At 42.9% G+C, this 22774-nt stretch carries 21 protein-coding genes; 10 read left to right on the top strand and 11 right to left on the bottom strand.

All coding sequences use genetic code 11. From position 1 onward, the window contains the following. The first annotated feature begins 88 nt into the window (after positions 1–88). The 4 genes from lptF (at position 89) to FTU75_RS12225 (ending at position 5124) form a co-directional block, all read left to right on the top strand. A complete protein-coding gene (lptF, locus tag FTU75_RS12240) occupies positions 89–1189 on the top strand; it encodes an LPS export ABC transporter permease LptF (protein WP_180116057.1) in 1101 nt (366 codons plus the stop codon). Between the two features lies 1 nt (position 1190). Continuing rightward, positions 1191–2261, top strand: coding sequence for an LPS export ABC transporter permease LptG (lptG, locus tag FTU75_RS12235; protein WP_078192591.1), 1071 nt, complete (start codon positions 1191–1193; stop codon positions 2259–2261). 122 nt (positions 2262–2383) lie between these two features. Further along, positions 2384–3931 carry a 2,3-bisphosphoglycerate-independent phosphoglycerate mutase gene (gene gpmI, locus FTU75_RS12230; protein ID WP_078192590.1) on the top strand — a complete coding sequence of 516 codons (1548 nt, stop codon included), beginning with the start codon at positions 2384–2386 and terminating at the stop codon, positions 3929–3931. 17 nt (positions 3932–3948) lie between these two features. Then, the gene (locus tag FTU75_RS12225; protein WP_078192589.1) at positions 3949–5124 is read left to right on the top strand and encodes a S41 family peptidase; all 1176 of its coding nucleotides are present in this window, start codon (positions 3949–3951) and stop codon (positions 5122–5124) included. 22 nt (positions 5125–5146) lie between these two features. On the opposite strand, the gene FTU75_RS12220 is transcribed toward FTU75_RS12225, so the two are convergent. Genes FTU75_RS12220 through FTU75_RS12210 form a run of 3 tightly spaced genes read right to left on the bottom strand, consistent with a single transcriptional unit; the run spans position 5147 to position 8817 of the window. Next, positions 5147–6574 (bottom strand): sigma-54 dependent transcriptional regulator, encoded by a 1428-nt coding sequence (locus FTU75_RS12220; RefSeq protein ID WP_180116056.1) that lies wholly within the window; start codon positions 6572–6574, stop codon positions 5147–5149. 19 nt (positions 6575–6593) lie between these two features. Continuing rightward, the gene (locus FTU75_RS12215; protein ID WP_180116055.1) at positions 6594–8159 is read right to left on the bottom strand and encodes a PAS domain-containing sensor histidine kinase; all 1566 of its coding nucleotides are present in this window, start codon (positions 8157–8159) and stop codon (positions 6594–6596) included. 22 nt (positions 8160–8181) lie between these two features. Continuing rightward, positions 8182–8817, bottom strand: coding sequence for a response regulator (locus tag FTU75_RS12210; RefSeq protein ID WP_078189449.1), 636 nt, complete (start codon positions 8815–8817; stop codon positions 8182–8184). Positions 8818–9029: 212 nt separating this feature from the next. Here FTU75_RS12210 and FTU75_RS12205 point away from each other — a divergent pair, with 212 nt between their 5' ends. After that, positions 9030–10079 (top strand): serine hydrolase, encoded by a 1050-nt coding sequence (locus tag FTU75_RS12205; protein WP_180084632.1) that lies wholly within the window; start codon positions 9030–9032, stop codon positions 10077–10079. 122 nt (positions 10080–10201) lie between these two features. Here the strand turns inward: FTU75_RS12205 and thrC are convergent, their stop codons facing one another. From thrC to xerD, 4 genes are all read right to left on the bottom strand, one after another. Continuing rightward, complete coding sequence (gene thrC, locus FTU75_RS12200) at positions 10202–11341, bottom strand: threonine synthase (RefSeq protein ID WP_078192584.1); 1140 nt, start codon at positions 11339–11341, stop codon at positions 10202–10204. A 62-nt stretch (positions 11342–11403) separates the two neighbouring features. Further along, positions 11404–12708, bottom strand: coding sequence for a homoserine dehydrogenase (locus FTU75_RS12195; RefSeq protein ID WP_111884885.1), 1305 nt, complete (start codon positions 12706–12708; stop codon positions 11404–11406). 130 nt (positions 12709–12838) lie between these two features. Then, the gene (locus FTU75_RS12190; RefSeq protein ID WP_180116054.1) at positions 12839–13651 is read right to left on the bottom strand and encodes a DsbC family protein; all 813 of its coding nucleotides are present in this window, start codon (positions 13649–13651) and stop codon (positions 12839–12841) included. Positions 13652–13747: 96 nt separating this feature from the next. Beyond that, the gene (gene xerD, locus FTU75_RS12185; RefSeq protein WP_180008059.1) at positions 13748–14665 is read right to left on the bottom strand and encodes a site-specific tyrosine recombinase XerD; all 918 of its coding nucleotides are present in this window, start codon (positions 14663–14665) and stop codon (positions 13748–13750) included. Between the two features lie 172 nt (positions 14666–14837). Between xerD and FTU75_RS12180 the strand changes: the two genes are divergently transcribed. From FTU75_RS12180 to ftsW, 5 genes are all read left to right on the top strand, one after another. Then, complete coding sequence (locus FTU75_RS12180; RefSeq protein ID WP_078189444.1) at positions 14838–15101, top strand: FeoA family protein; 264 nt, start codon at positions 14838–14840, stop codon at positions 15099–15101. Continuing rightward, complete coding sequence (locus FTU75_RS12175; RefSeq protein WP_180116053.1) at positions 15098–16963, top strand: ferrous iron transporter B; 1866 nt, start codon at positions 15098–15100, stop codon at positions 16961–16963. Before FTU75_RS12180 ends, FTU75_RS12175 begins: the two co-directional genes overlap by 4 nt. 36 nt (positions 16964–16999) lie before the next feature. Then, positions 17000–17251: a DUF6587 family protein gene (locus FTU75_RS12170; protein WP_180116052.1), complete on the top strand. Its 252-nt coding sequence runs from the start codon at positions 17000–17002 to the stop codon at positions 17249–17251. A 159-nt stretch (positions 17252–17410) separates the two neighbouring features. Further along, positions 17411–18757 (top strand): UDP-N-acetylmuramoyl-L-alanine--D-glutamate ligase, encoded by a 1347-nt coding sequence (gene murD / locus FTU75_RS12165; protein ID WP_180116051.1) that lies wholly within the window; start codon positions 17411–17413, stop codon positions 18755–18757. A gap of 21 nt (positions 18758–18778) precedes the next feature. Next, positions 18779–19975, top strand: a complete 1197-nt coding sequence (gene ftsW, locus FTU75_RS12160; RefSeq protein WP_078192579.1) for a putative lipid II flippase FtsW — start codon at positions 18779–18781, stop codon at positions 19973–19975. On the opposite strand, the gene FTU75_RS12155 is transcribed toward ftsW, so the two are convergent. The 4 genes from FTU75_RS12155 to cpdA all read right to left on the bottom strand — a co-directional run bounded on the left by FTU75_RS12155 (position 19964) and on the right by cpdA (position 22771). Further along, a complete protein-coding gene (locus tag FTU75_RS12155) occupies positions 19964–20224 on the bottom strand; it encodes a zinc-ribbon domain-containing protein (protein ID WP_180116050.1) in 261 nt (86 codons plus the stop codon). The genes ftsW and FTU75_RS12155 overlap by 12 nt on opposite strands. Before the next feature lie 84 nt (positions 20225–20308). Next, positions 20309–21226 (bottom strand): tRNA glutamyl-Q(34) synthetase GluQRS, encoded by a 918-nt coding sequence (gluQRS, locus tag FTU75_RS12150; RefSeq protein WP_373685869.1) that lies wholly within the window; start codon positions 21224–21226, stop codon positions 20309–20311. 4 nt (positions 21227–21230) lie between these two features. Continuing rightward, a complete protein-coding gene (gene dksA / locus FTU75_RS12145; RefSeq protein ID WP_078189438.1) occupies positions 21231–21758 on the bottom strand; it encodes an RNA polymerase-binding protein DksA in 528 nt (175 codons plus the stop codon). A 209-nt stretch (positions 21759–21967) separates the two neighbouring features. After that, positions 21968–22771, bottom strand: coding sequence for a 3',5'-cyclic-AMP phosphodiesterase (gene cpdA / locus FTU75_RS12140; protein ID WP_180116048.1), 804 nt, complete (start codon positions 22769–22771; stop codon positions 21968–21970). Positions 22772–22774: the final 3 nt, after the last annotated feature.

The following is a 22774-nucleotide window of genomic DNA, read 5'->3' as shown; positions in this document are numbered from 1 at the left end:
ATGAGCAACAAGGGTATAGGTTTTATATTTTCTACATTCGGGTAAACTAACGCTAGTTTTTATTGGCCCTATTTTTGGAAGAATTAATTTGATTATTCGGCGTTATCTGGTCAAGCAAGTGGTGTCGACATCACTGGTTGTGATTGCCTTATTGACCTTGATCATGATGGGTGGTCGGTTGATCAAGTACTTTGGTGTGGCGGCACAGGGTCGTTTAGATGCAAGTATTTTATTTAGCATCATTGGCTACCGTTTGCCTGAGTTTTTAACCTTAATTCTTCCGCTCGGTTTCTTTATTGGTCTGATGTTGGTCTTTGGTCGTCTGTATGTCGATCATGAAATGGCTGTACTCAATGGTAGTGGTGTCAGTCGAAATCAATTGTCACGTTTATTGGTGCCGATGACCGTGGTCTTTATGGTTGTTCAAGCATTTTTGATGCTGTGGGCTTCGCCTTGGGGCATCCGTCAGTTTGAAGCATTAACGACTTCGCAAGCGGTACGAACAGGCTTTGACTTGGTTCGACCAAAAGAGTTTATTTCCTCTGGGCCCTATACCATTTATGCAGGCGACTTGTCAGAAGACCGTAAAAACTTAAAAGATATTTTCTTTTATCAGCGTGCAGAAAAGGAGGGTAAGCCTGATGTCATTATTTTGGCAAAAGAAGCGACCCGCGTCGAAGTGCCAGATGACAATGCCAATGTCGTTGATTTAGTTGAAGGCCGCCGTTACGAAATCTATCCAGGGCAACCGCGTTATTCTCAAGCTGAATTCCAAAGTTATCGTTTACGTTTAGAAAATGATAAAGAAGCAAAATTTGAAAGTACCGAAGTAGAAGCTTTACCTACCTCGAAGTTATGGGATAACCGTAACGATCCTGTGGTTGCCAGCGAACTCGGTTGGCGGATGTTTGTGCCGTTCGCTATTTTGGTGGCGTTATTACTCGCTACCGCTTTGTCTGAAGTGAGTCCTCGTCAAGGGCGTTACCTGAAACTGTTCCCAGCCTTACTTATTTTTGCCAGTTTAATCGTAGCCTTAATGGCGATCAAAACGCGGATCAGTAAAGATGAAATGGGCATCTGGGCTTATCCACTGGTTCTGGTAATTTACGGCATTGCAGCAGCATTGTTCTCGCGTAAACAAAAATTAGCGCCCAAAATTAAGAAACAAATTCAGCGAGTGAGGTCTTAAAATGTTGGCACGTCGTATAGTTGCAAAACATGTGACCAAAACTACTGCTTTAGCCATGCTTGGTGCGACCGCGGTATTGGCTGGCTTACAAGTGCTTTTTACTTATTTAGGTGAATTGGGCTCGCTGAAAGAAGGCTATAACGCATGGAATGCTTTGCAGTATGTGTTATGGAGTTCACCGAATTATTTATATGAAATTTTACCGATTTCAGCCTTGATTGGCGCGGTACTGGGTTTAGGGACTCTAGCTTCAAACAGTGAATTGATTGTCATGCGTTCGGTCGGCATCAGCCTTTGGCGGATTGTGGGCTGGGTGATTCGTTCGGCACTCATTTTGGTGGTTTTATCCTTTGCATTAAGCGAATGGGTCATTCCCTATACCAATGAACAAGCCAAAAGCGTCAAAAGTCACCGCACTGCGGCTGAGTTGGGTGAAGTCAAAGGCTATTGGTCGCGTGAAGGTCAGCGCTTTATTTATATTGACTATGCCAATTCGCAAGGTCAAATTAAAGATGTTCAGGTTATTGATTTTGATGAAAAATATCGTTTGCGAGGCACTTTGGATGCGGAGCAAGGGAATTTTGTCAAAAATGGCTCTTGGTCGCTACAAAATTCAACCCAAGTCGATCTCTTAGCGACGGGTGATGCTGTAGCGAAGCAAAATGCTGAACAGCCGCTTTCATTGGCCTTGCAACCCAAATATGTGCATATGGTTACCATTGACCCTGAAGACCTATCACCGAGTCAATTGGTGAGCTTTATGAGCTATATGCATGAATATAGCCAAGTCCCGAAGACCTACCAATTGGCGTTTTGGCAAAAGTTTGGTTCACCCTTTGCTTTAATTGCCTTGGTGGTGATCGCGTGTTCTTTTATTTTTGGACCTTTACGTCAACAGTCGATGGGTTTCCGCTTGGTGATTGCCTTATTTGCTGGACTGGGCTTTTACTACTTACAAGATTTCTTGGGGTATGCAAGTTTGGTGTACGCACCATCGCCTGCATGGTTCGTCTTTATACCAATTATTTTGATGTTTGTAGCGGGTGGTTATCTGCTGCACCGCGCACGTTAAGTGCATGCAAGATTGAGTAAAACAATGTTGATGACCTAGATAAACCATGGTTGTCACATAGAGTCTTCACCGAAAATTCGGTAAGATAGTATGATTAATTTATAAACGAAAGAGTGTTCATTATGACGGATGCAACTGCTGGCAAAATCCCACACGTATTGGTAATTATGGATGGTGTGGGTCATCGCGAAGCGGTCGAGGACAATGCCTTTTTAGCAGCAAAACGACCAAACTTGACTGCAATGCAGGAAAAGCATCCGCATGGATTGATTTCAGGCTCTGGCGAAGACGTTGGTTTACCTGATGGACAAATGGGTAACTCAGAAGTGGGCCACATGAACCTTGGTGCAGGACGTGTGCTGTATCAAGACTTTACTCGTATTACCAAAGATATTCGTACCGGTGCATTCTTTGAACATGACGTATTAGTTGATGCGGTTGAAAAAGCCAAAGCTGCCAATGGTGCAGTGCACATCATGGGCTTATTGTCTGAAGGTGGCGTGCATTCACATGAAGATCACATTGTGGCAATGGCTGAATTGGCATTAAAACGCGGTGCAAAAGTGTATCTTCATGCATTCCTTGATGGTCGTGATACGCCACCAAAAAGCGCACAACCTTCGCTTGAAAAATTAGATGCGCTGTTTGCTCAGTATCCAGGTCAAGGTCGTATTGCCACCATGATTGGTCGTTACTTTGCAATGGATCGTGACAACCGTTGGGATCGTGTTGAGCAAGCTTATCGTCTTTTAACTGAAGGTGAAGCAGTGCGTACAGCAGCGACTGCTGTTGAAGGTCTAGAGCAGGCTTACGCTGCTGAAGAATCAGATGAGTTTGTGAAAGCGACGCGTATTGGTGATTTAGCACCGATCCAAGATGGTGATAGCGTTGTCTTCATGAACTTCCGTGCTGACCGTGCGCGTGAAATTACCAAAGCTTTTGTGGAAAAAGATTTTGCAGGTTTTGAACGTAAAGTGGTTCCTGCTTTATCAAAATTTGTCATGTTGACACGTTACCAAGCAACAATTGATGCACCTGTGGCTTATATGCCAGAAGCGTTGCATAACTCGATTGGTGAATACCTGTCTAATTTGGGTAAAACACAACTTCGTATTGCTGAAACTGAAAAATATGCACACGTGACCTTCTTCTTCAGTGGTGGTCGTGAAGATGAATATCCAGGTGAAAAACGTATTTTGATTCCATCACCAAACGTTGCGACTTATGATTTAAAACCAGAAATGAGTGCTTATGAAGTCACTGATGAATTGGTTGCCGCAATTAATTCAGGTGAGTACGACTTACTGGTTGTGAACTATGCCAATGGTGATATGGTTGGCCATACTGGTGTGTTTGATGCAGCAGTCAAAGCAGTTGAAGCCGTAGACACGTGCCTAGGTCGTGTATATGAAGCTGTGATGGCAAATAAAGGTCACATGCTCGTGACCGCCGATCATGGTAACGTAGAGCAAATGCAGGATTACCAAAGTGGTCAGGTGCATACTCAACATACCACTGAACTTGTGCCGTTTATCTATGTTGGTCCGACCAATGCAACAATTGCAGAAGGTGGTGTTTTGGCTGACGTAGCGCCGACACTTTTAACGCTTATGCACATTCCTGTACCAACAGAAATGCAAGGTCGTAACTTGATTACTCTTGAAGCTTAAAATGTAAGGAAGCATGAATGACTAAAGCACACTGGACGTCAGTTGTAAGCCTTACAGCCTTGCTGCTGTGTTCTAGTCATTCGACATGGGGAGCCGACAAAGCAAAGTCGGCTTTCGATGAATTTGATGGCAGCTATGAACAAAGTTATGCCGAAGTACCTGTCGAATCGATCCAACAATTTGTTCAGATCTATGGCATTGTCAAAGAAAATTATGTCGTTGAAAAAAATGACGATGCATTATTCCAACAAGCCATCAAAGGCATGGTAAGTGGTTTAGACCGTTATTCACGATATCTTTCACCTGAAGACTATAAGCAGCTTTTGCAATACACCGAAGGGGATATTGCGAGTGTGGATTTCAATTTGCGCTTTGATGCAGGTCTACAGCAATGGGTCATCACCAATTTAAAGCCTGATGCCGATTCAGCAAAGTTAGGTCTGAAAAATGGCGCAGCGGTGTTTAAAATTGATGATCAAGAACTCAAAAAACTTAATCAAGATCAAGTGCGACACCTGCTCACAGGCAGTATCGGCTCGACGCTGAATCTACAGCTGATAACTGCAAGTCAACCGGTCAATTTGGTCAGAAACACTAAAGTTGAAACAGATATAGAATCTAAATTATTAAATAATCAGGTTTTAGTTTTACACGTTAAAGTTTTTCAACAAGATACTGCCAACGAAATAAAGCGTTTAATTGAAAGTCATGGCTCACGTGTCAAAGCTGTATTGTTTGATTTAAGAAATAACCCCGGGGGGTTACTGTCCGCAGCAGTGGAGTCTGCCGATTTATTTTTGAATCAGGGCATTATTGTGTCGACTCGAAGTCGATCCGAAGGTGACCAACAATTTCAGGCTTTACCGAGTTTTGAATTTCAAAATATGAAAGTTGGTATTTTAATCAACAATCGTTCTGCTTCTGCCGCAGAGGTCTTTACCGCAGCATTAAAAGAGCATAAACGTGCATGGGTAGCGGGTGAGAAAAGTTATGGTAAAGGTGTGGTTCAAAAACTATTTCCATTGAGTAATGGTGCGGCTTTACAAATGACTGTGTCGCAATATCTGACACCGAATGGCAAAATGATTGAAGGAATTGGAGTGCAGCCAGACTATAACTATCCGCTGCAACATGATGCACGTGAAGATCACTATGTCGATCATGTTGCAGAGTTATTGCTGAATCAAAAATAAACAGCAATACGCTTGAAAACTTTTACTCTTCGTCTTCAGTATCTAAGCCGAATTTTTTCAAACGATAGCGCAATGAGCGGAATGACATACCTAATTTTTTTGCGGCAAGGGTTCGGTTCCAGTGAGTCAAATTCAACGCATTCATGAGCACTTCTTTTTCGATATTTTCTAAAAAGAGTTCTAAACCTTCTTCAGGTAGTTTACGAGGAACCACACTCTGTTCGTTGCTGTTTGCAGCAAGCTGTGCAGAATCATTCGTTGTTGGAGCGGAATTGAACTGAGCACTCGGTTGTCTTAATGGCGCACTTTGCAGATGTTGAAGATCAATTTGCTCATCATCGCAGAGGGTCATGGCACGTTCGATAATATTGCGCAGTTCACGGACATTACCCGGATAATATTGGTTGAGTAGGAAGTTTTTCGCTCGTTCAGTCAGAGGCTTAGTGGCAATTTCCCATTCATGGCTAATTTTTTGAATAAAATGTTGTGCCAATAAGAGGATGTCGTCGCCACGTTCACGTAAGGCAGGCAACACTAAATCCATCACATGGATACGGAAGAATAAATCTTGGCGGAATCGACCTTGTTGGACGAGCGCTTCTAAGTCCTGATGACTGGCACTGATCACACGGAAATCAACATCAATTTCACAGTCTGAACCTACGGGGCGAATACGTTTTTCCTGTACCGCACGTAGCAGTTTAACTTGCATGGCTAAAGGTAATTCGGCAATTTCGTCCAGAAATAAGCTACCGCCATGTGCAGATTGAATCAGACCTTGCTTGTCTTGGGTGGCACCACTAAAGCTGCCTTTTTTATGGCCAAAAAGTTCACTTTCCATTAACTCTGTGGGAATTGCCCCACAGTTAATAGCAATAAAGGGCCCTTCATTACGGTTGCTTAAACGGTGAACCAGATTGGCCACGACCTCTTTACCCGTACCAGATTCACCCGTAATAAAAACAGGTGCTTGTGAACGTGCAATTTTCTTTAGAGTTCGACGCAATTGCTGGATTGGAAGCGATTCACCAATCAACATTTTATGTTCTAAAGCATCTTGCGAAGTAATGTCTTCGGCCAAAGGCTTATTCAGGGCTTTTTGTAGCAGTTGTTCAAGATGTTTCGGATTGATCGGTTTGCTGACAAAATCGAATGCTCCCGCCTTTAATGCGGCAATGGCAATATCCATGTTGCCATAGGCTGTTAGCACAGCAACGGGCAGGGCAGGACAGTGTTCATTCATCCAATCTAAGAGCTGTAGACCATTACCATCGGGTAAGTTGAGATCGGTTAGACAGGCATCGTAGCTATAGGTAGACAAGGCTTTTTTAGCTTCGTCGAGGCGATGTGCAACATGCGTTTTAACCCCCATCCTTGATAAAGACATTTGCATCAGCATACATAAGTCTTCTTCGTCATCAACTAATAATACCAGTGGTTGTGAATCCACAGTTTTCCCCTAAAAACAATTAAATAACAGCTTGTAAGCACTCAATCCTAAAGCAAGCTCCCTGTTTTTGTTCTACATAGGAAAGCTGTGCTTGATTCGCTTCACAGAAGCTATGAGCAAGATATAATCCTAAACCAGTTCCAGTAATTTCGGTACTAAAAAATGGTTGAAATAACTGTGCGCGGTTTTGTAAAGCAACCCCATGACCGAAATCTCGGACATCGATCTGGACTTTTTTCTGATCCGTACGCGCCACCACTTCGATATACGACATGTCCGGATTGTTATGGCGAATCGCATTACGAATCAGGTTGATTAAAATTTGTCTGAACTGTGCCTCATCAAAATCGATCAAAGTTTTGGCTTGTACATTGAGTCGAATGTTCTGTTGAATGTCTGCCAGATCTTCTTGTAGGAACAGCGGTAAAAATTGTTCTAGATTCAGACGAGTAGGACGGGTTTCCTTATTGCGCACCATATTTAGGGTGTCTTGAATAATTCGGTCAATCCGCACCGCTTGACGTGAAATCATATGATTCAACATGTGCTGTTGTTCGGTATCACTTTGCGGATATAAATCATTGGCATGCACAATTGCGGCTAAAGGATTGCGAATTTCGTGGGCAATACTGGCGGAGAGTTGACCCAAAGCGGCTAATTTTAATTGTTGCACTTGCTGATTGAGTTTTTGTGCATCTTGTAAAATCAGCAAGGTCAACATTTGATGTGGCACAACGAGTTTTTGTACGATTACCTGAATGTGGTATTGGCTTTGTTGTGATTCAAATTGGAATTTTTCACCGCTTTTTAAATCTTCAAATTTGAGTAATTCAAATAAGTCGGGCTGCGTGGTATACAGTGGATATTGGTCATGATGATAAGAATTTGGCATGCCGAGTAAATGGCAAGCAGCAGGATTACTCAGCACCACATGACAGTTTTCATCCAATACTAAATAGCCCGTGTCAATCTGCTCTAAAATATAGCGATTAATGTTTTGTAGCCGATGGAGCTCTAAGGATTGCGAAAAATTCAGATTTTCTAATAACTGGAAACGTTTCACGGCAATTTGCGCACTGCCATACACTACACAAAATAAAAAAGCCAAAATCGCACTGTTGGTTAAATTTTTAAGTGAAGTAAATTCAAGAATTGAACCTAAAAACAGTTGATATACCACACAGATCACAGCGATTAGGGTGATGACCAAGGCTTTTTGGGCATCTAATAACAGGGATGCTGCAAAAATCGTAATCACAAACAGTAAACTCAAATGTAAATTGGGTCCATCGATGGCTAAGGTCAGTAAGCTCAGCGAAATGACATCTACAATGAACAACAGCAGTAACTGGTTTGGAATACGGACTTTGAAGCGTCCAAGCGACATGAATTGAATGCTGGTAAACAGCAAATAAATCGTCAATACATATAGGTATAAACGTGGGTATTCATAATCTGAAGTGAATTGAGTGTAGGTCAGTAAAAAGACCAGTAACAGACAGGCACTGATGATAAAGCGATAAGCACTGTACCAAAGGCCCAAATGATACTGGTTCAATTCACTATGAATTGAACGCTGTGTCATAAGTAACAGGATGTACGTGGTGTTAAGGTTTGATTAACCCGTAGCGAATCGCCAAGTGAGTTAGTTTGACATCACTATCAATATTCAGTTTTTCAAAAATGCGGTAACGGTAGGTATTCACTGTTTTAACACTAACGAATAATTTATCGGAAATTTCTTGTGCACTAATACAATTGACCACCATCATGGCAACTTGCATTTCACGCTCAGACAGGGCATCGAAAGGCGATTGTTGGGTATCAGACAAATATGAGCTGGCCAGTTGTTCTGCAATGTCTGCACTGAAATATTTGCCGCCTTGCATCACTTTATTAATCGCACGGACCATTTCAGTAACTGGTGCACCTTTGGTGATATAGCCTTTGGCACCTGCTTTTAATAATAAAGACGGGTAGGGTTCTTCAGCAAGACCACTGACAGCAAGGACTTTTGTATCTGGCGCTGTTTGAAGTAGGCGACGTGTGGTTTCTACACCTCCGATCCCTGGCATATTGACATCTAATAGAACAACATTTGGATGGTGTTGGCGAACAAGTGTAATCGCATCTTCACCCGATTCGGCTTGTCCAATGACTTGGACATCTGCATGGTCTTCGAGCATACGGCAAATACCAGTACGGACTAATTCATGGTCATCTACCACCAAAACTGTGATCACCTACACTCTCCCTCAAATCAAAACCTGTTTTTTTTGTTACATAAAGCAAAATAAGCTTGCAATGAAACGACAAAATTAGCAATCCTATTCTTATATGAAATGAAAAACTTCATACACAATGTGTGAGCAAAAAATGTTCGTAGTTGTGACCAATGTACGGCATATTGCTGGTCTTGCGCAAATGTTTAGTATCCTGAGTTGAGTGAGCAATGGTGAAAAAATTAAATAAATCCTTCATGCACGTTTTGGGCATGTCAATTTTATTCAGTATGAGCAGTTTCAGTTCTGCTGAAATTGTGATGAATAGTGCTGCAAATCAGCAGTCAAATATTAGCTGGTCATCTGAAGATGCAAACCAGTTACTCAACGGTGACGTGTCTTATAGCGCTGAAGAGCCATCTCCTCAAGGGTCAACTAAAGTGACTACTTCTGTACGTAGTACAGGCGGTGTGGTACAGACAGCACCATCGAAAACGGTCCGTATCATTGATACCAATCAATACGCAGGACAGCCCTCTGTAAATGCGCGTGCAGCACTGGTTATGGATGGTCAAACTGGTGAAGTGCTATATAGCAAAAATAGCAATACCGCTTTACCGATTGCATCAATTACCAAACTCATGACAGCAGTAGTGATTTCAGATGCCCGATTAAACATGTCTGAAAAGATTACCTTACAACAGTCTGATTTCTCATGTTCAGGTTGTAAAAGCTCAAGTTCAACACTTCGTGCTGGCGACAGTATGAACCGCGCAGAAGCATTGCTGTTTGCTTTAATGAAGTCTGAAAATCCAGCGGCTTCGGCATTAGCACGTACTTATCCAGGTGGTCGTTCTGCATTTATTGCAGCGATGAATGCGAAAGCACGCTCATTGGGGATGAACTCGACTCATTATATGGAATCGACTGGCTTGCATCCAGGCAATGTTGCTTCGGCACGTGACTTAGGTATTTTGGTGAATACCGCTTCGCAGTATGGTTTGATTCGCCAATTTTCAACCACACCAAGTTATGATTTTAATTTGGGCTACCGCGTGTTGAAATCAAACAATACCAATGCTTTAGTACGTAATGGTGGTTGGAATATTAATATTTCAAAAACTGGATTTATTAATGAAGCAGGGCGCTGTGTGGTGATGCATACCACACTGAATAACCGTCCAGCGGTGGTGGTGTTATTGGGTGCGGATTCTTCAGTTGCACGAACCAATGATGCGACTCGTTTAATGAATTGGGCGAGCCAGTTACCAAAACGTATTTAATAAGATTTCAGATTTTTCATTCTTTCAGTATTTGGATTTACTCAACGTTTAAATGCTGAAGTGAATGCAAGATATAAAAAGCCCTGCAAGAGCAGGGCTTTTTTATTTAGTCAGCATATGAATTACATATTTGACAGAATTGAATCGCGAACTTGATCCATAGTTGCATCAATCGACAACATCACTGCATCTTGGCATTGCTTGATGGCAGTGTCAGGATCTTTTAAACCGTTACCTGTCACAGTACATACGATCACAGAACCTTCAGCAATTTTACCTGCTTTAATGTCACGAATCGCACCACCGATAGACGCTGCAGAAGCAGGTTCTACGAATACACCTTCGTACATAGACAGTAGACGCTGTGCTTCTAAGATTTCAGCATCTTGAAGTTCATCGAACCAGCCTTCTGAATCGCGGACTACTGCTTTAGCATGGTTCCAGCTTTGTGGGTTACCGATACGGATTGCAGTTGCTACTGTTTCAGGGTTTTCTACAGGTGCACCGCGTAGGAATGGTGCCGCGCCAGCAGCTTGGTAACCCACCATTGTTGGTAGACCCGCAGGTTTTGGACCTGTGAATTGATCAGTTTCAGGATCATAAACCACTTGTACAAATTCTTCTTTAGGCTGATTCGCCACAGCTTCGGTATAACCCATCCAGTGTGCTGTGATGTTACCCGCATTACCTACAGGTAGGCAGTGGTAATCTGGCGCACGACCTAATTCGTCAACGATTTCGTAAGCAATGGTTTTTTGACCTTGCAGACGGTATGGGTTGATTGAGTTTACAATCGTAACTGGTGCTTGATCTGCAACTTCTTTTACAAGACGCATACCGTCATCGAAGTTACCGTGGATTTGCATTGTTACCGCGCCATACATCATCGCTTGTGCCATTTTACCCATGGCAATTTTGCCTTCTGGGATGAGCACAAATGCTTTAATGCCTGCACGTGCAGCATAAGCAGCCGCTGCAGCAGATGTATTACCTGTAGATGCACAGATAATTGCTTTAGAGCCTTCTTCAACTGCTTTTGTTACAGCCATGGTCATACCACGGTCTTTAAATGAACCAGTCGGGTTTAAGCCCTCGTACTTCACATAAATTTCAACATTTTTGCCAATAATGCGTGGAATGTTCTCAAGCTTAATCAGTGGCGTATTACCTTCGCCCAAAGAAATTGCGCGAGTAGTTGCAGATACGGGTAAACGGTCGCGATAGCGGTCAACTAAACCAGTATAACGATTGGCATTAGACATGATGATGTTCCAATTGTGTGTAGAGCTTGGCGAGAGGAACTGAAATATTCCCCTCGACCCGATTAATTATCAAGCGATTCTAAACGAATTCGTACAATTTCGCCATGAATGACAGGCAATGCTTGAATTTGTTGAAGTGCTTCATCCATTTTAGATTCTTTGACTGGATCAGTCAGAATCACGATAGGAATAAGATCTTTTAAGCGCGGTTGTTGCATGATCGCATCGATGCTGATTCCTGCACGGCTTAAAATAGTCGTAACATCAGCAAGAACGCCAGTTTGATCTTCGGCATTAATACGGATGTAGTATCCAGTGGTCATTTCTTCACGTGGAAGAATTGGTAAATCAGTTAGGGCTTCAAACGCAAGCTGTGGAATTGTACCTGCGCCATCTTCGGTATATGAGATGTCACGGACAATATCAACAATATCAGCAACTACGGCTGATGCGGTCGGGCCTGCACCTGCGCCTGCGCCATAGTAAAGCGTTGGACCAACGGCATTGGCTTGAACCAATACGGCATTTTTAACGCCATTTACATTGGCAATCAGTTGGTCTTCAGGGATCAGCGTTGGATGTACACGAAGCTCAATACCTGTTGCAGCACGACGTGCAATACCTAAATGTTTAATACGGAAACCAAGGTCTTCAGCATATTTGACATCTTGCGCAGTAACTTTGCTGATGCCTTCAGTGAAGACTTTGTCAAATTGGAGTGGGATACCAAAAGCAATAGAAGCCAGCAATGTTAACTTGTGCGCCGCATCGATCCCTTCGACGTCGAATGTTGGATCTGCTTCTGCATAACCGAGTTCTTGCGCTTCTTTGAGAACGTCTGCAAAGGCACGACCTTTTTCACGCATTTCAGTCAGGATAAAGTTACCAGTACCGTTAATGATACCTGCAAGCCAGTCAATTTTATTGGCTGCCAAACCCTCACGGAGGACTTTAATAATTGGGATACCACCTGCGACAGCTGCTTCATAAGCAATCTGAACGTGATGATCATCGGCCAATTTAAATAATTCATTACCGTGTTCAGCTAATAAAGCTTTGTTGGCTGTGACCACTTGTTTGCCATGAACGATTGCTTCACGAATCACTTCATACGCAGGGTGAATGCCGCCCATAACTTCAACTACAACGTCTACATCGGGTTGACGGACGATATCCAATAAATCAGCACTTTGCTTCACTGAAGCAGGCAGTTCTAAATCAGGACGAGGGCGACGCGTACCCACATGGGTAATTTCAATTTCACGACCGGTGCGACGTTTAATCTCAGCAGCATTTTCTTTTAGTAGTTTAAGGGCACCACCACCCACAGTACCAAGACCGAGGATTGCCAGACGAACTGGTTTCACGTCACACTCCATTTATTTCATCATTGCTTTAAGTGAGTTTAGATCATAGCTAAAAAAACGTTCGGACTCTAGGGTAGAAATCACTTTATTCCCACCCATAAAAAACATTCATTTAGCCTATAAAAATTAGTTATTTAAGCGCACTTTCAAGTTCGGAAGCCGACATGTAAGCACCGATGTGTTTGCCTTCTGCGTTATAGATCGCTGGCGTACCATTCACACCAATATTTAGACCCATTTCATACATGCTGCGCACTGGGTTTTTACATGATGCTGGCTCGATTCGCTCACCGGCAATGGCTTTATCAAATGCGGCACGACGGTCTTTGCTACACCAGATAGATTCCATCATTGGCATGTGTTGTTCACCACGTGGCCAAGCGATGTAACGGACTTCAATGCCACGGGCATTAAAATCATCCATTTGTTCATGTAATTTGTGGCAATAAGGACAGCTGACATCGGTAAACACATAAACCACGTGTTTGGTTTTACCTTTGGCTTTATAGATCAGTAGGTCTTCAGTTTTTAATTGATCAAATAGTTTTTTGTTGGCCTCTGCTTGTAAGGTATCTCCTACATTAAAGAGTTGTTTTTCACCTAAACGAACCACGTCGCCTTGGAAAATATATTTACCATCAGCTGTAGCATAGACCGCTGGCATGCCTTCAAAGCTTACCCAAAACAAATTAGGAACTTCAGTCGCTTTCACCCCAGTGACTTTGGCATTGATATTGGCTTTTTGCAGATTGGATTGCAAAGTATCAATTAAACGCTGCTGAGCATTACGTTCAGATAAATTCGAAGCTTCACCAGTTGCAGGCGTACTTGCCGTTAATGTCGCATCTTTCTTTTCGTCATTATTTGAATTAGAACAAGCCACTAACGCCATACTGGCAACAAGTGTCGATGCGAGAAAAATTTTTGAACGGGTAAATAACATAAACAACCCTTTTCTTTTAGCTTTATCAAACAGGTGAGTAAGCATAGCAAAAAATATCGGGCACAATAGAACTTCTTGGTCTGATATTTCCTGCCGTTAAGCTCTCGGATGATAGTCTGCATGTAATTTTTGCATACGAATCTGCGCGACATGGGTATAAATTTGCGTGGTAGACAAGTCACTGTGGCCGAGCAGCATCTGCACGACACGTAAGTCGGCACCGTGGTTGAGCAAATGCGTGGCAAAGGCGTGGCGTAAGGTATGTGGTGATAATTCGGCTTGAATGCCTGCAATGAGCGCATAGCGTTTAATCGCGTACCAAAAGTTTTGGCGACTCATCATTCCACCGAGTTGAGTGAGAAATAAAGCATCGGTTGCGCTTTTGTATAAGACGGGACGTGCTTCAGCTAAATACTTCTCGATCCATTCCACCGCCATTTGACCTAAAGGAACTAAGCGTTCTTTATTGCCTTTACCGGTAATTCGTAAATAGCCTTGTTTAAGATTGATCAGTTCTAATCTTAAATTTAATAACTCAGAGACACGTAAACCACAGGCATACAGCACTTCGAGCATGGCACGATCACGTAGACCCAATGCGGTGTTGAGGTCTGGGGCATTAATCAGGGCTTCAACATCTGCTTCAGATAAATCCTTTGGTAGGGCACGACCCAATTTGGGTGTTTTGTGGATTGCAACAGGATTGTCACTGCGTATTTTTTGTTCACGCAAGAACTTGAAAAATGAACGCAGTGCAGAAAGTGAGCGGGCGATCGAGCGAGGGCTTTTTCCTTGTTTCGTCAGGCTAAGCAAGACATCTGAAATGTCGTCACTGCTCCAATCAGTCATGACATGCGTATGACACTCACTGCATTGAATTAAATCAGATAAATATGCATTTCGTGTATGTGGACTGACGGTTTGAGCTATTAAATCATCACGATATCCGTGTAAAAAACTGAGTGTTTCTGGAATTTGGACTGGGGTAGGAATACGTGGTTTTTTATTTAACATGTGCCGCTCATTTTCGAAATTAAACCAAGAAATCACAATGGTTTAATGCAATGTAATTTAAAAAAATAGTCGTGTCGATGCTAGATTGTTAAATGAGAATTGAAATCGAATCCGATTTGTTAATTATTCTCATTTGTTTGTATAATATTCAAAATTTTTTAGGGTTAGTTGCGTGCGATTATCTGATTTGAAAGTGAAACAAAGCGCAGTCATTCATAAGGTACATCGTAACCAGAATGGCAACAATGCTCCGGCTGATTTAGTCGCTAGCCGTTTAGAGACTTTGGGTTTTGTTCCCGGAACAAAAGTACAGGTGATTACCAAAGGTATTTTTGGTGGTGACCCGATTTTAATTCAAGTTGGGTTTACTCGTTTCGCACTGCGAAAAGTAGAAGCTGAAAAAGTGGAAATAGCAATGGAAGGGGCATCAGCATGAGTGATGCGTTACGTATTGCCCTCGTTGGTAATCCAAACTGTGGTAAAACTTCATTATTCAATCATTTAACGGGCACACGTCAGAAAGTTGCAAACTATGCTGGGGTAACGGTTGAGCGAAAGGTGGGTCAATTTACGTTGCCATCGGGTAAATCTGTTCGAGTTTTGGATTTGCCGGGGACATATAGCTTAGAAGCGACGAGTCCTGATGAAGCGATTACGCGTGATGTCGTGCAAGGTAAAATTGCAGAAGAAGGGCATCAAGATGTCTTTTTATGTGTAGTTGATGCGACAAACTTAAAATTGCACCTCGGTTTGGTCATGGAAATGATCGATTTGGGTCGTCCAATTTTACTTGTCCTCAACATGATGGATGAAGCACGTCGTCGTGGCATGCAAATCAATACCCAAAAGCTGTCTCAGCGTTTGGGTGTGCCTGTCGTAGAAACCGTTGCTGTACGTAATGCGGGTATTGAAAACTTAATGGGTGCTTTGGATGCTGAAGGTTTCAGAAAACCAGATGCGTCATTAAGTGATACCAATCTTTCTGGGACTAACCACGAAAAAATTGAACAAATTTTAAAAGACGTGGTGGTGTTTGTTGATCATGAAGATAAACGCTCAGACTTTCTCGATAAAATTTTTCTACATCCAGTCTTTGGTTTAATTACCTTAGCGGTGATGATGTTTATTATCTTCCAAGCGGTGTTTGCGTGGGCTGCGCCGTTTATGGATGGTATTGAATGGGTGCAGGATTGGGTTGGTGAAGCCGCAGGTGGCATGATTTCCAATCCATTACTACAGAGCTTGGTTGTTAAAGGGATTATTGAAGGTGCGGGTGGCGTAATTGTCTTCCTCCCACAAATTATTATCTTATTCTTCTTTATTTTGGTGTTAGAAGAATCAGGTTATTTACCACGTGCAGCGTTCTTACTAGATAAGTTGATGTTTAAAGCGGGTCTGAGTGGTCGTGCTTTTATTCCTCTGCTATCGAGCTTTGCCTGTGCTGTACCGGGCATCATGGCAACCCGGAGTATTCAAGACCCTCGAGATCGTCTGGTAACGATTTTAGTTGCGCCGTTGATGACGTGTTCGGCACGTTTACCAGTTTATGCTTTGCTGATCTCGGCATTTATTCCACAGCAAATGGTCTTGGGCGTCTTTAATTTACAAGGCTTGGTGTTATTTGCATTATATGCAGCCGGGATTGTGAGTGCCTTAATTGTGGCAACAGTGCTGAAATTCTTCCAAAAAGATAAATCACAGCATGCCTTATTGATGGAACTTCCAAGCTACCGTTTCCCAGATATTAAGAGTGTTTGGATTGGTTTACTGGACCGTGCCAAGATCTTCTTGAAGCGTGTTGGTGGCATCATCTTCGCTTTATCAATTTTATTATGGTTCTTGTGTACTTTCCCGCAACCGCCAGAAGGCGCAACTTTGCCGGATATTGATTATTCATTGGCAGGTATGCTTGGGCATGTATTACAACCGATCTTTGCACCATTAGGTTTTAATTGGCAGATCTGTATTGCCTTAATTCCAGCGATGGCGGCACGTGAAGTCGTTGTGGCGGCATTGGGTACGGTGTATGCCTTGTCTGCAACAGATGAAGATGCCATGTCTCAAGGTCTGGCAAATTTAATTAGTAGCGATGGGTCATTGGGTTGGTCATTGGCAACCGGTCTATCATTATTGGTATGGTTTATTTATGCGCCACATTGCTTGGCGACACTGGCGACAGTTAAACGTGAAACTGGCTCCTTGAAAACGGTGAGTTTCATGACTATCTATTTATTTGGTTTGGCTTATCTAATGGCATTCATCACGTATCAAATTGCAACACGCTATTTTGGATTGTGAATTGTGAATGGCAAAAGCTGAACAAAGGAGAGAGACATGCTTGAATCAATAATTATTGCGGTATTGGTGATTTGGAGTGCTGTCGTGGTGTTTAAGAAGGTATTTCCAAAAACATCGAACTCAGTCTTCACAACTTTTTCTGAGCACTGTGCAAACCGTGGTTGGAACAGTTTAGCCAAATGGTTAAAGCCCAAAATGGCCGCAGGCTGTGCAGGCGGTTGTGGATGTTCAGCTTCGGATAATTCATCTGCAAAAAAAGCTGAAGTACAAGCGGTGAAATGGAAATAAACTCACCGTCAATTGCTTGAAGAAACCGCCCAAGATGGGCGGTTTTTTTACGAGCGGACACAAAAAAACTGCGAGAAAGTGAAAACATAAAAAGCATTCAAAACAGCAAAGTGCTAACATTTTGTCAGATTTAAAAACCGACCAAAAAATGGGGCGAAAATGTTAATACAGCGTGGTGGATTGAAGGTTGTTGCCGGATTAGGGATTTCTGGTGTTTCCGCAGTGAATTTCTTACATAGCCATGGCTACCGCGTTGCAGTCACCGATTCACGAGCAGTTCCACCGGGTCATGATCAAATTCCAAGTGATGTACAAACCAGTTTCGGTCAGTTGGATCAAGATTTATTACTCCAAGCAGAAGAAATTATTATCAGCCCGGGGCTAGATCCAAAATTACCGCAAATTCAGGCGGCCATTGCAGCCAACATTCCTGTGGTTTCAGAAATTCAAATTTTACGTCGTGCGACAGATAAGCCGATTGTCGCAATTACAGGTTCGAATGCGAAAAGTACCGTAACAACTTTATTTGGTCTTATGGCAGCAGATGCAGGCAAAAAAGTGGCAGTGGGTGGTAACTTAGGTCGTCCAGCTTTGGATCTCACCAAAGATGATCCTGAACTTTATGTTTTAGAGCTTTCAAGTTTTCAATTAGAAACCACGTCGAACTTGGCAGCAGAAGTGGCTGTGGTGTTGAACATGAGTGAAGACCATTTGGACCGTCATGGCGATATGATGGGCTATCACACTGCGAAGCATCGTATTTTCCAAGCGGTGAAAAAAGTGGTGTATAACCGTGATGATTCATTAACACGTCCATTGGTTCCAGATGCTACTCCAATGCAAAGCTTTGGCTTAAATGCACCGGATATGAATCAGTTTGGTATTTTACGCGATACTGATGGCACAATTTGGTTGGCACGTGGTCGTGAGCGTTTACTGAAAAGTGCAGACATGTATATTCAAGGGACCCATAATGTGGCAAACGCCTTGGCATGTTTGGCTTTGGGTGAAGCGATTGGTTTGCCACTCGAAGGCATGTTGGAAACCTTGAAAACCTTTAAAGGTTTAGAACACCGCTGTGAATTTGTCAAAGAAGTGCATGGTGTTCGTTATTATAACGACTCTAAAGGCACCAATATTGGTGCGACTTTAGCTGCGATTGATGGTCTAGGTGCTGCGATTGAAGCCAAAGGCGGCAAAGTGGCGATTATTTTAGGTGGTCAAGGCAAAGGGCAGGACTTTACTGCGCTGCGTGATTCACTTTCAAAATATGCCAAAGTTGCGGTATTGATTGGTGAAGATCGTCCAATTATTGAAAAAGCGGTTGAAGGGACAACCACGCTGATTCATGCTGAAAGTTTGAAACAAGCGGTTGAGTTGTGCCAACAAAATGCGGTAGTCAATGATGTGGTGTTATTGTCTCCAGCGTGCGCAAGTTTTGATATGTTTAAAGGCTACAGTGAGCGTGGACACCAATTTGTTGATTGTGTGAATGCACTCGTTTAAAAGAACGATAAGGAAAGTTGTATGGCTGGGTTGGCTCAGACGACCATAAATAGAATAAATGAAGTTGTAGAGCGTTGGCTTCCTCGGTTACCTGCCGAGGTCAACGTGCGCAATGTTCTGGTGTTCTGTGTTTTGGCATTGTTGTGTATTGGTTCGATCATGGTGGCATCTGCATCTATGCCCTATGCAGAACGCATGCATGAAAATGCCTTTCATTACATTTCACGACATGGGATTTCGATTGCCGCCGCCGCCGCCGCCGCCTATATCGCCTATAAAGTGCCGTTGAATGTTTGGTTTAATAACACTTTCTTTTTATGGATTATCACGATTATCTTACTGGCTGCTGTATTGGCTGTCGGGACAGAGGTCAATGGTTCTAAACGTTGGATTCGTATTGCTGGTTTCACCTTACAGGCTTCGGAAGTTGCCAAAGTCATGATGGCGATATTTACCGCGGACTATGTGGTACGGCGTGCCGAAGAAGTCCGTAATAATATTAAGGGCTTGGTGCGTTTGGCAGTGATTATGGCTGCAACTGTTGGTTTGGTCATGGCAGAGCCCGATTTAGGGGCGACGGTGGTGATTGCCTTAACCATGCTAGGGGTATTCTTCCTCGCAGGAGCACCGTTGATTCAGTTCGCAATTGCCTTTGGTGCGATCATCATGGCCTTTGTGTTCTTGATTTTATTTGAACCTTATCGTTTAGAACGTTTGATGTCCTTCTCAAATCCATGGAATGATCCATTAGGCGCAGGCTACCAGTTGTCGAATGCATTAATGGCTTTTGGTCGCGGTGAATGGTTTGGTGTCGGCTTGGGTCATAGTATTCAAAAAATGTCGTATTTACCTGAGGCTCATACCGACTTCATGTTAGCGGTTTTGGGCGAAGAATTTGGCTTCTTTGGGATTTTGACCGTATTGACGCTGTCATTTGTGATGTTGATCTGCTGTATTCGCATTGGTCATCGTGCTTTACGTCATCAATACTTACGTGCAGGCTACTTGGCTTATGGCATTAGTATTATTTTCTTGCTGCAAATTTTGGTGAATGCAGGCATGAACATGGGCATGCTTCCTACCAAGGGTTTGACCTTACCGTTTATTAGTTATGGGGGGTCTTCTTTGATTATCTGTGCGGTTATGGTGAGTCTGATCTTAAAGATCGATGCGACGACCAAAGAAGTGAACCCAAGTAAAGAAGAATCAAGCTTCTAAATTGGTATCTCGTTGCGGATCGGGAGATGCATGGTGGAGGACACTGGCTGGCATCTCCGTTCCACAATGGAGACATTTGACAAAGCTCGCCTTGGCTTGAGATAGTGGAATCAATGGAATAAAAAATAAAGAAAAATAATTACGTTGCTGTTTCAACTCATACTGAGTTCTGCTGCGGCAGACAGGGCAAGTAAATTGGCTCTTTTCAATGACTTTGGTTTTCGGACCAACTGCAAAAATAAAAAACATTAGGCTCTCCAATGGTCGATTGATCACTTTATTAAAGCATAATTAATTGAATATCGAGTGATTGGCTCAGATAGGGATGTGGGTTTATTGATAGATTTGAGGCAATGCTGTGCCATGGGGAATTTGTTGAATATCCCACTGCGCAATCGCCTGTTGTAGCATAATACGCGGCGTATCCAAGTCGACTGGTGGTTGGTGTAGGGCTTGCAATGCTTGTTGTAATAAAGGTGCCGCTTGGCTTAAATCAAGAGCTTGAGCCATATTCTGTTTTGACAGTTTTTGTCCCTGATTATTCATTGCCAATGGCAAGTGCATGTATTCAAGGCGTGGATAACCCAAAACCTGTCCGAGCCAAATTTGACGTTCGGTATTGTCCAAAAGATCAGCTCCACGTACGACATGGGTCATCCCTTGTAGGTAGTCATCCACCACGACAGCAAGTTGATAATTGATAATGCCATCACGGCGTTTTAAGACGAAGTCGCCCAAATCTTGTTGCAGATTGGAGCAATGCGTCCCTTGTAAGCGGTCGGTAAAACAAATGTTCTGTGCATCGACTTTGATTCGAATGGCCTGATCCTGAAGGGGAAGGCCCAGATTGCGACATGTGCCTTGATAGATATGATTCGAACCAAGCATTTTTCGGGTGCATTGACAGGCATAGACCAAGCCTTCTGCATGCAAATGCGTAATGACTTGCTCATAAATTTCGAGGCGGTCTTTTTGGAAAATGATCTCGGCATCTGGTTCGAATTGAAATGCATCAATACAACGTAAGATGTGTTCTTCGCTGCCGGGAAATATACGTGGAATGTCGGTATCTTCGATACGAACCACCCATTGCCCCTGATGGGCACGGGCATCGCAGTAGCTTGCGACTGCTGTAATTAAAGAGCCAAAATGCAAAGGGCCGGTTGGCGATGGCGCAAACCGACCCACGTAATGCTCTGCAGCTTTCCCTCCCTTATCTAAAGGGAGGGCTAGAGAGGAATTAATCAACACAGAATTAACCGTTATTTTGCTTCTCTTTGATCTCTGCAAGTGTTTTGCAGTCGATACATAAAGTCGCTGTTGGACGCGCTTCAAGGCGACGTAAGCCAATTTCGATACCACACGTTTCACAGAAGCCGTAGTCATCATTTTTGATCGCTTCAATTGATTGTTCAATTTTACGGATCAGTTTACGTTCACGGTCACGTGTACGAAGTTCAATCGCAAATTCTTCTTCTTGCGTTGCACGGTCGTTCACATCTGGAAGCGCAGTATTTTCGTCTTGCATGGTATTCAAAGTACGGTCTACTTCAGACATTAACTCAGCTTTCCACGCCAATAAGATGTGACGGAAATGCTCAAGTTGCCCTTCAGACATGTATTCTTCATTCTTTTTAGGCTGATAAGGTTCAATACCAAATAAGCTTGCAGTAGAACCACCTTCAGTCGCCTTTGGCTTTGATTTGCGCACGCGTTTGGTAGACTTTTCGTCTACTACATCAGTTTGTTCGTCTAAGACTTGATTTTGGTTGTCATTCGCCATGTAGGGCATTCCTCATCATATGCATATATCTATACGCAAAAAATATGGTGATATGCAAGTTTTTTATCCACCCAACACAGAGTTTCCTTCTGTGGGGGTCGTCATCATATAGACTTTTTCTGCTTATTGATAGTCTTTGATGTTTGGATTCTAACTATCACTTTTCCTTTAGAAGCCATAAAGTAAAGCAAAAAAATCAAATTGAAAAGTTAATAACCTGAAATTTCAACATTAATTTGAGGTTGTTTTAATTTGACCCGAACAACTTCAGTTTTAAATTCACCATTATCATTCAGATAGAGTGCACGATACCCTGGTAAAGCTTCGTCTAAGGCAAAATTTTCACTATGCGGTTTGAACTGAACACTGGTCGAAGGCGTCGATAAAAACTGAATATTGCGCCATTGATTAGACGAGTCTTGATGTACGTGTCCGCACAGTACAATTTTGACATTGTCATGGCGTGAAAGCACATCCATCAGATGTTCAGCGTTCTTTAGTTTATGCTGATCTATCCAATGCGATTGCATGGCAAAAGGGTGGTGGTGGCATGCCACAATGATGTGTTGCTGTGGGTGTGCTGTGAGTAACTGATCTAATTGTTCCAACTGCTGTTGTGATACCCAACCATCCACTTTTCCTTTAACCGCACTGTTCAGTAAAATCAGACACCAATTGCCTAATGCGATGCAGTGAGCACGATCTTCCTGTTGATGAAATGGGAAGCAAGACGCTTCGTCATGGTTCCCCGGAATCTGATAAAACGGAAACGGCTGCTGTTGCATATATTCGAGATAACGCGCATAAGTACGCTCTACCGGCACTTGTGCAAGATCGCCAGTATGGACAAGCGTATCGATGTGATGATGTTTCAACTGAATTTGTTGAATCACATCGTGAAAACTTTGCTCTGGATTCATGCGGACAAATTCAAGATCTTCCTGATCCATTAAATGTGTGTCCGAGATCTGGATCAGTGTCCAGTCGTATTGTGGTGTATCCCTTAAAGTCATGTC

The organism is Acinetobacter sp. YH12140 (assembly GCF_013418475.1).
GTDB classification, from domain to species: domain Bacteria; phylum Pseudomonadota; class Gammaproteobacteria; order Pseudomonadales; family Moraxellaceae; genus Acinetobacter; species Acinetobacter amyesii.
Note: the sequence above shows the minus strand (reverse complement) of the source record. Positions and strands in the feature narration are given on the sequence as shown.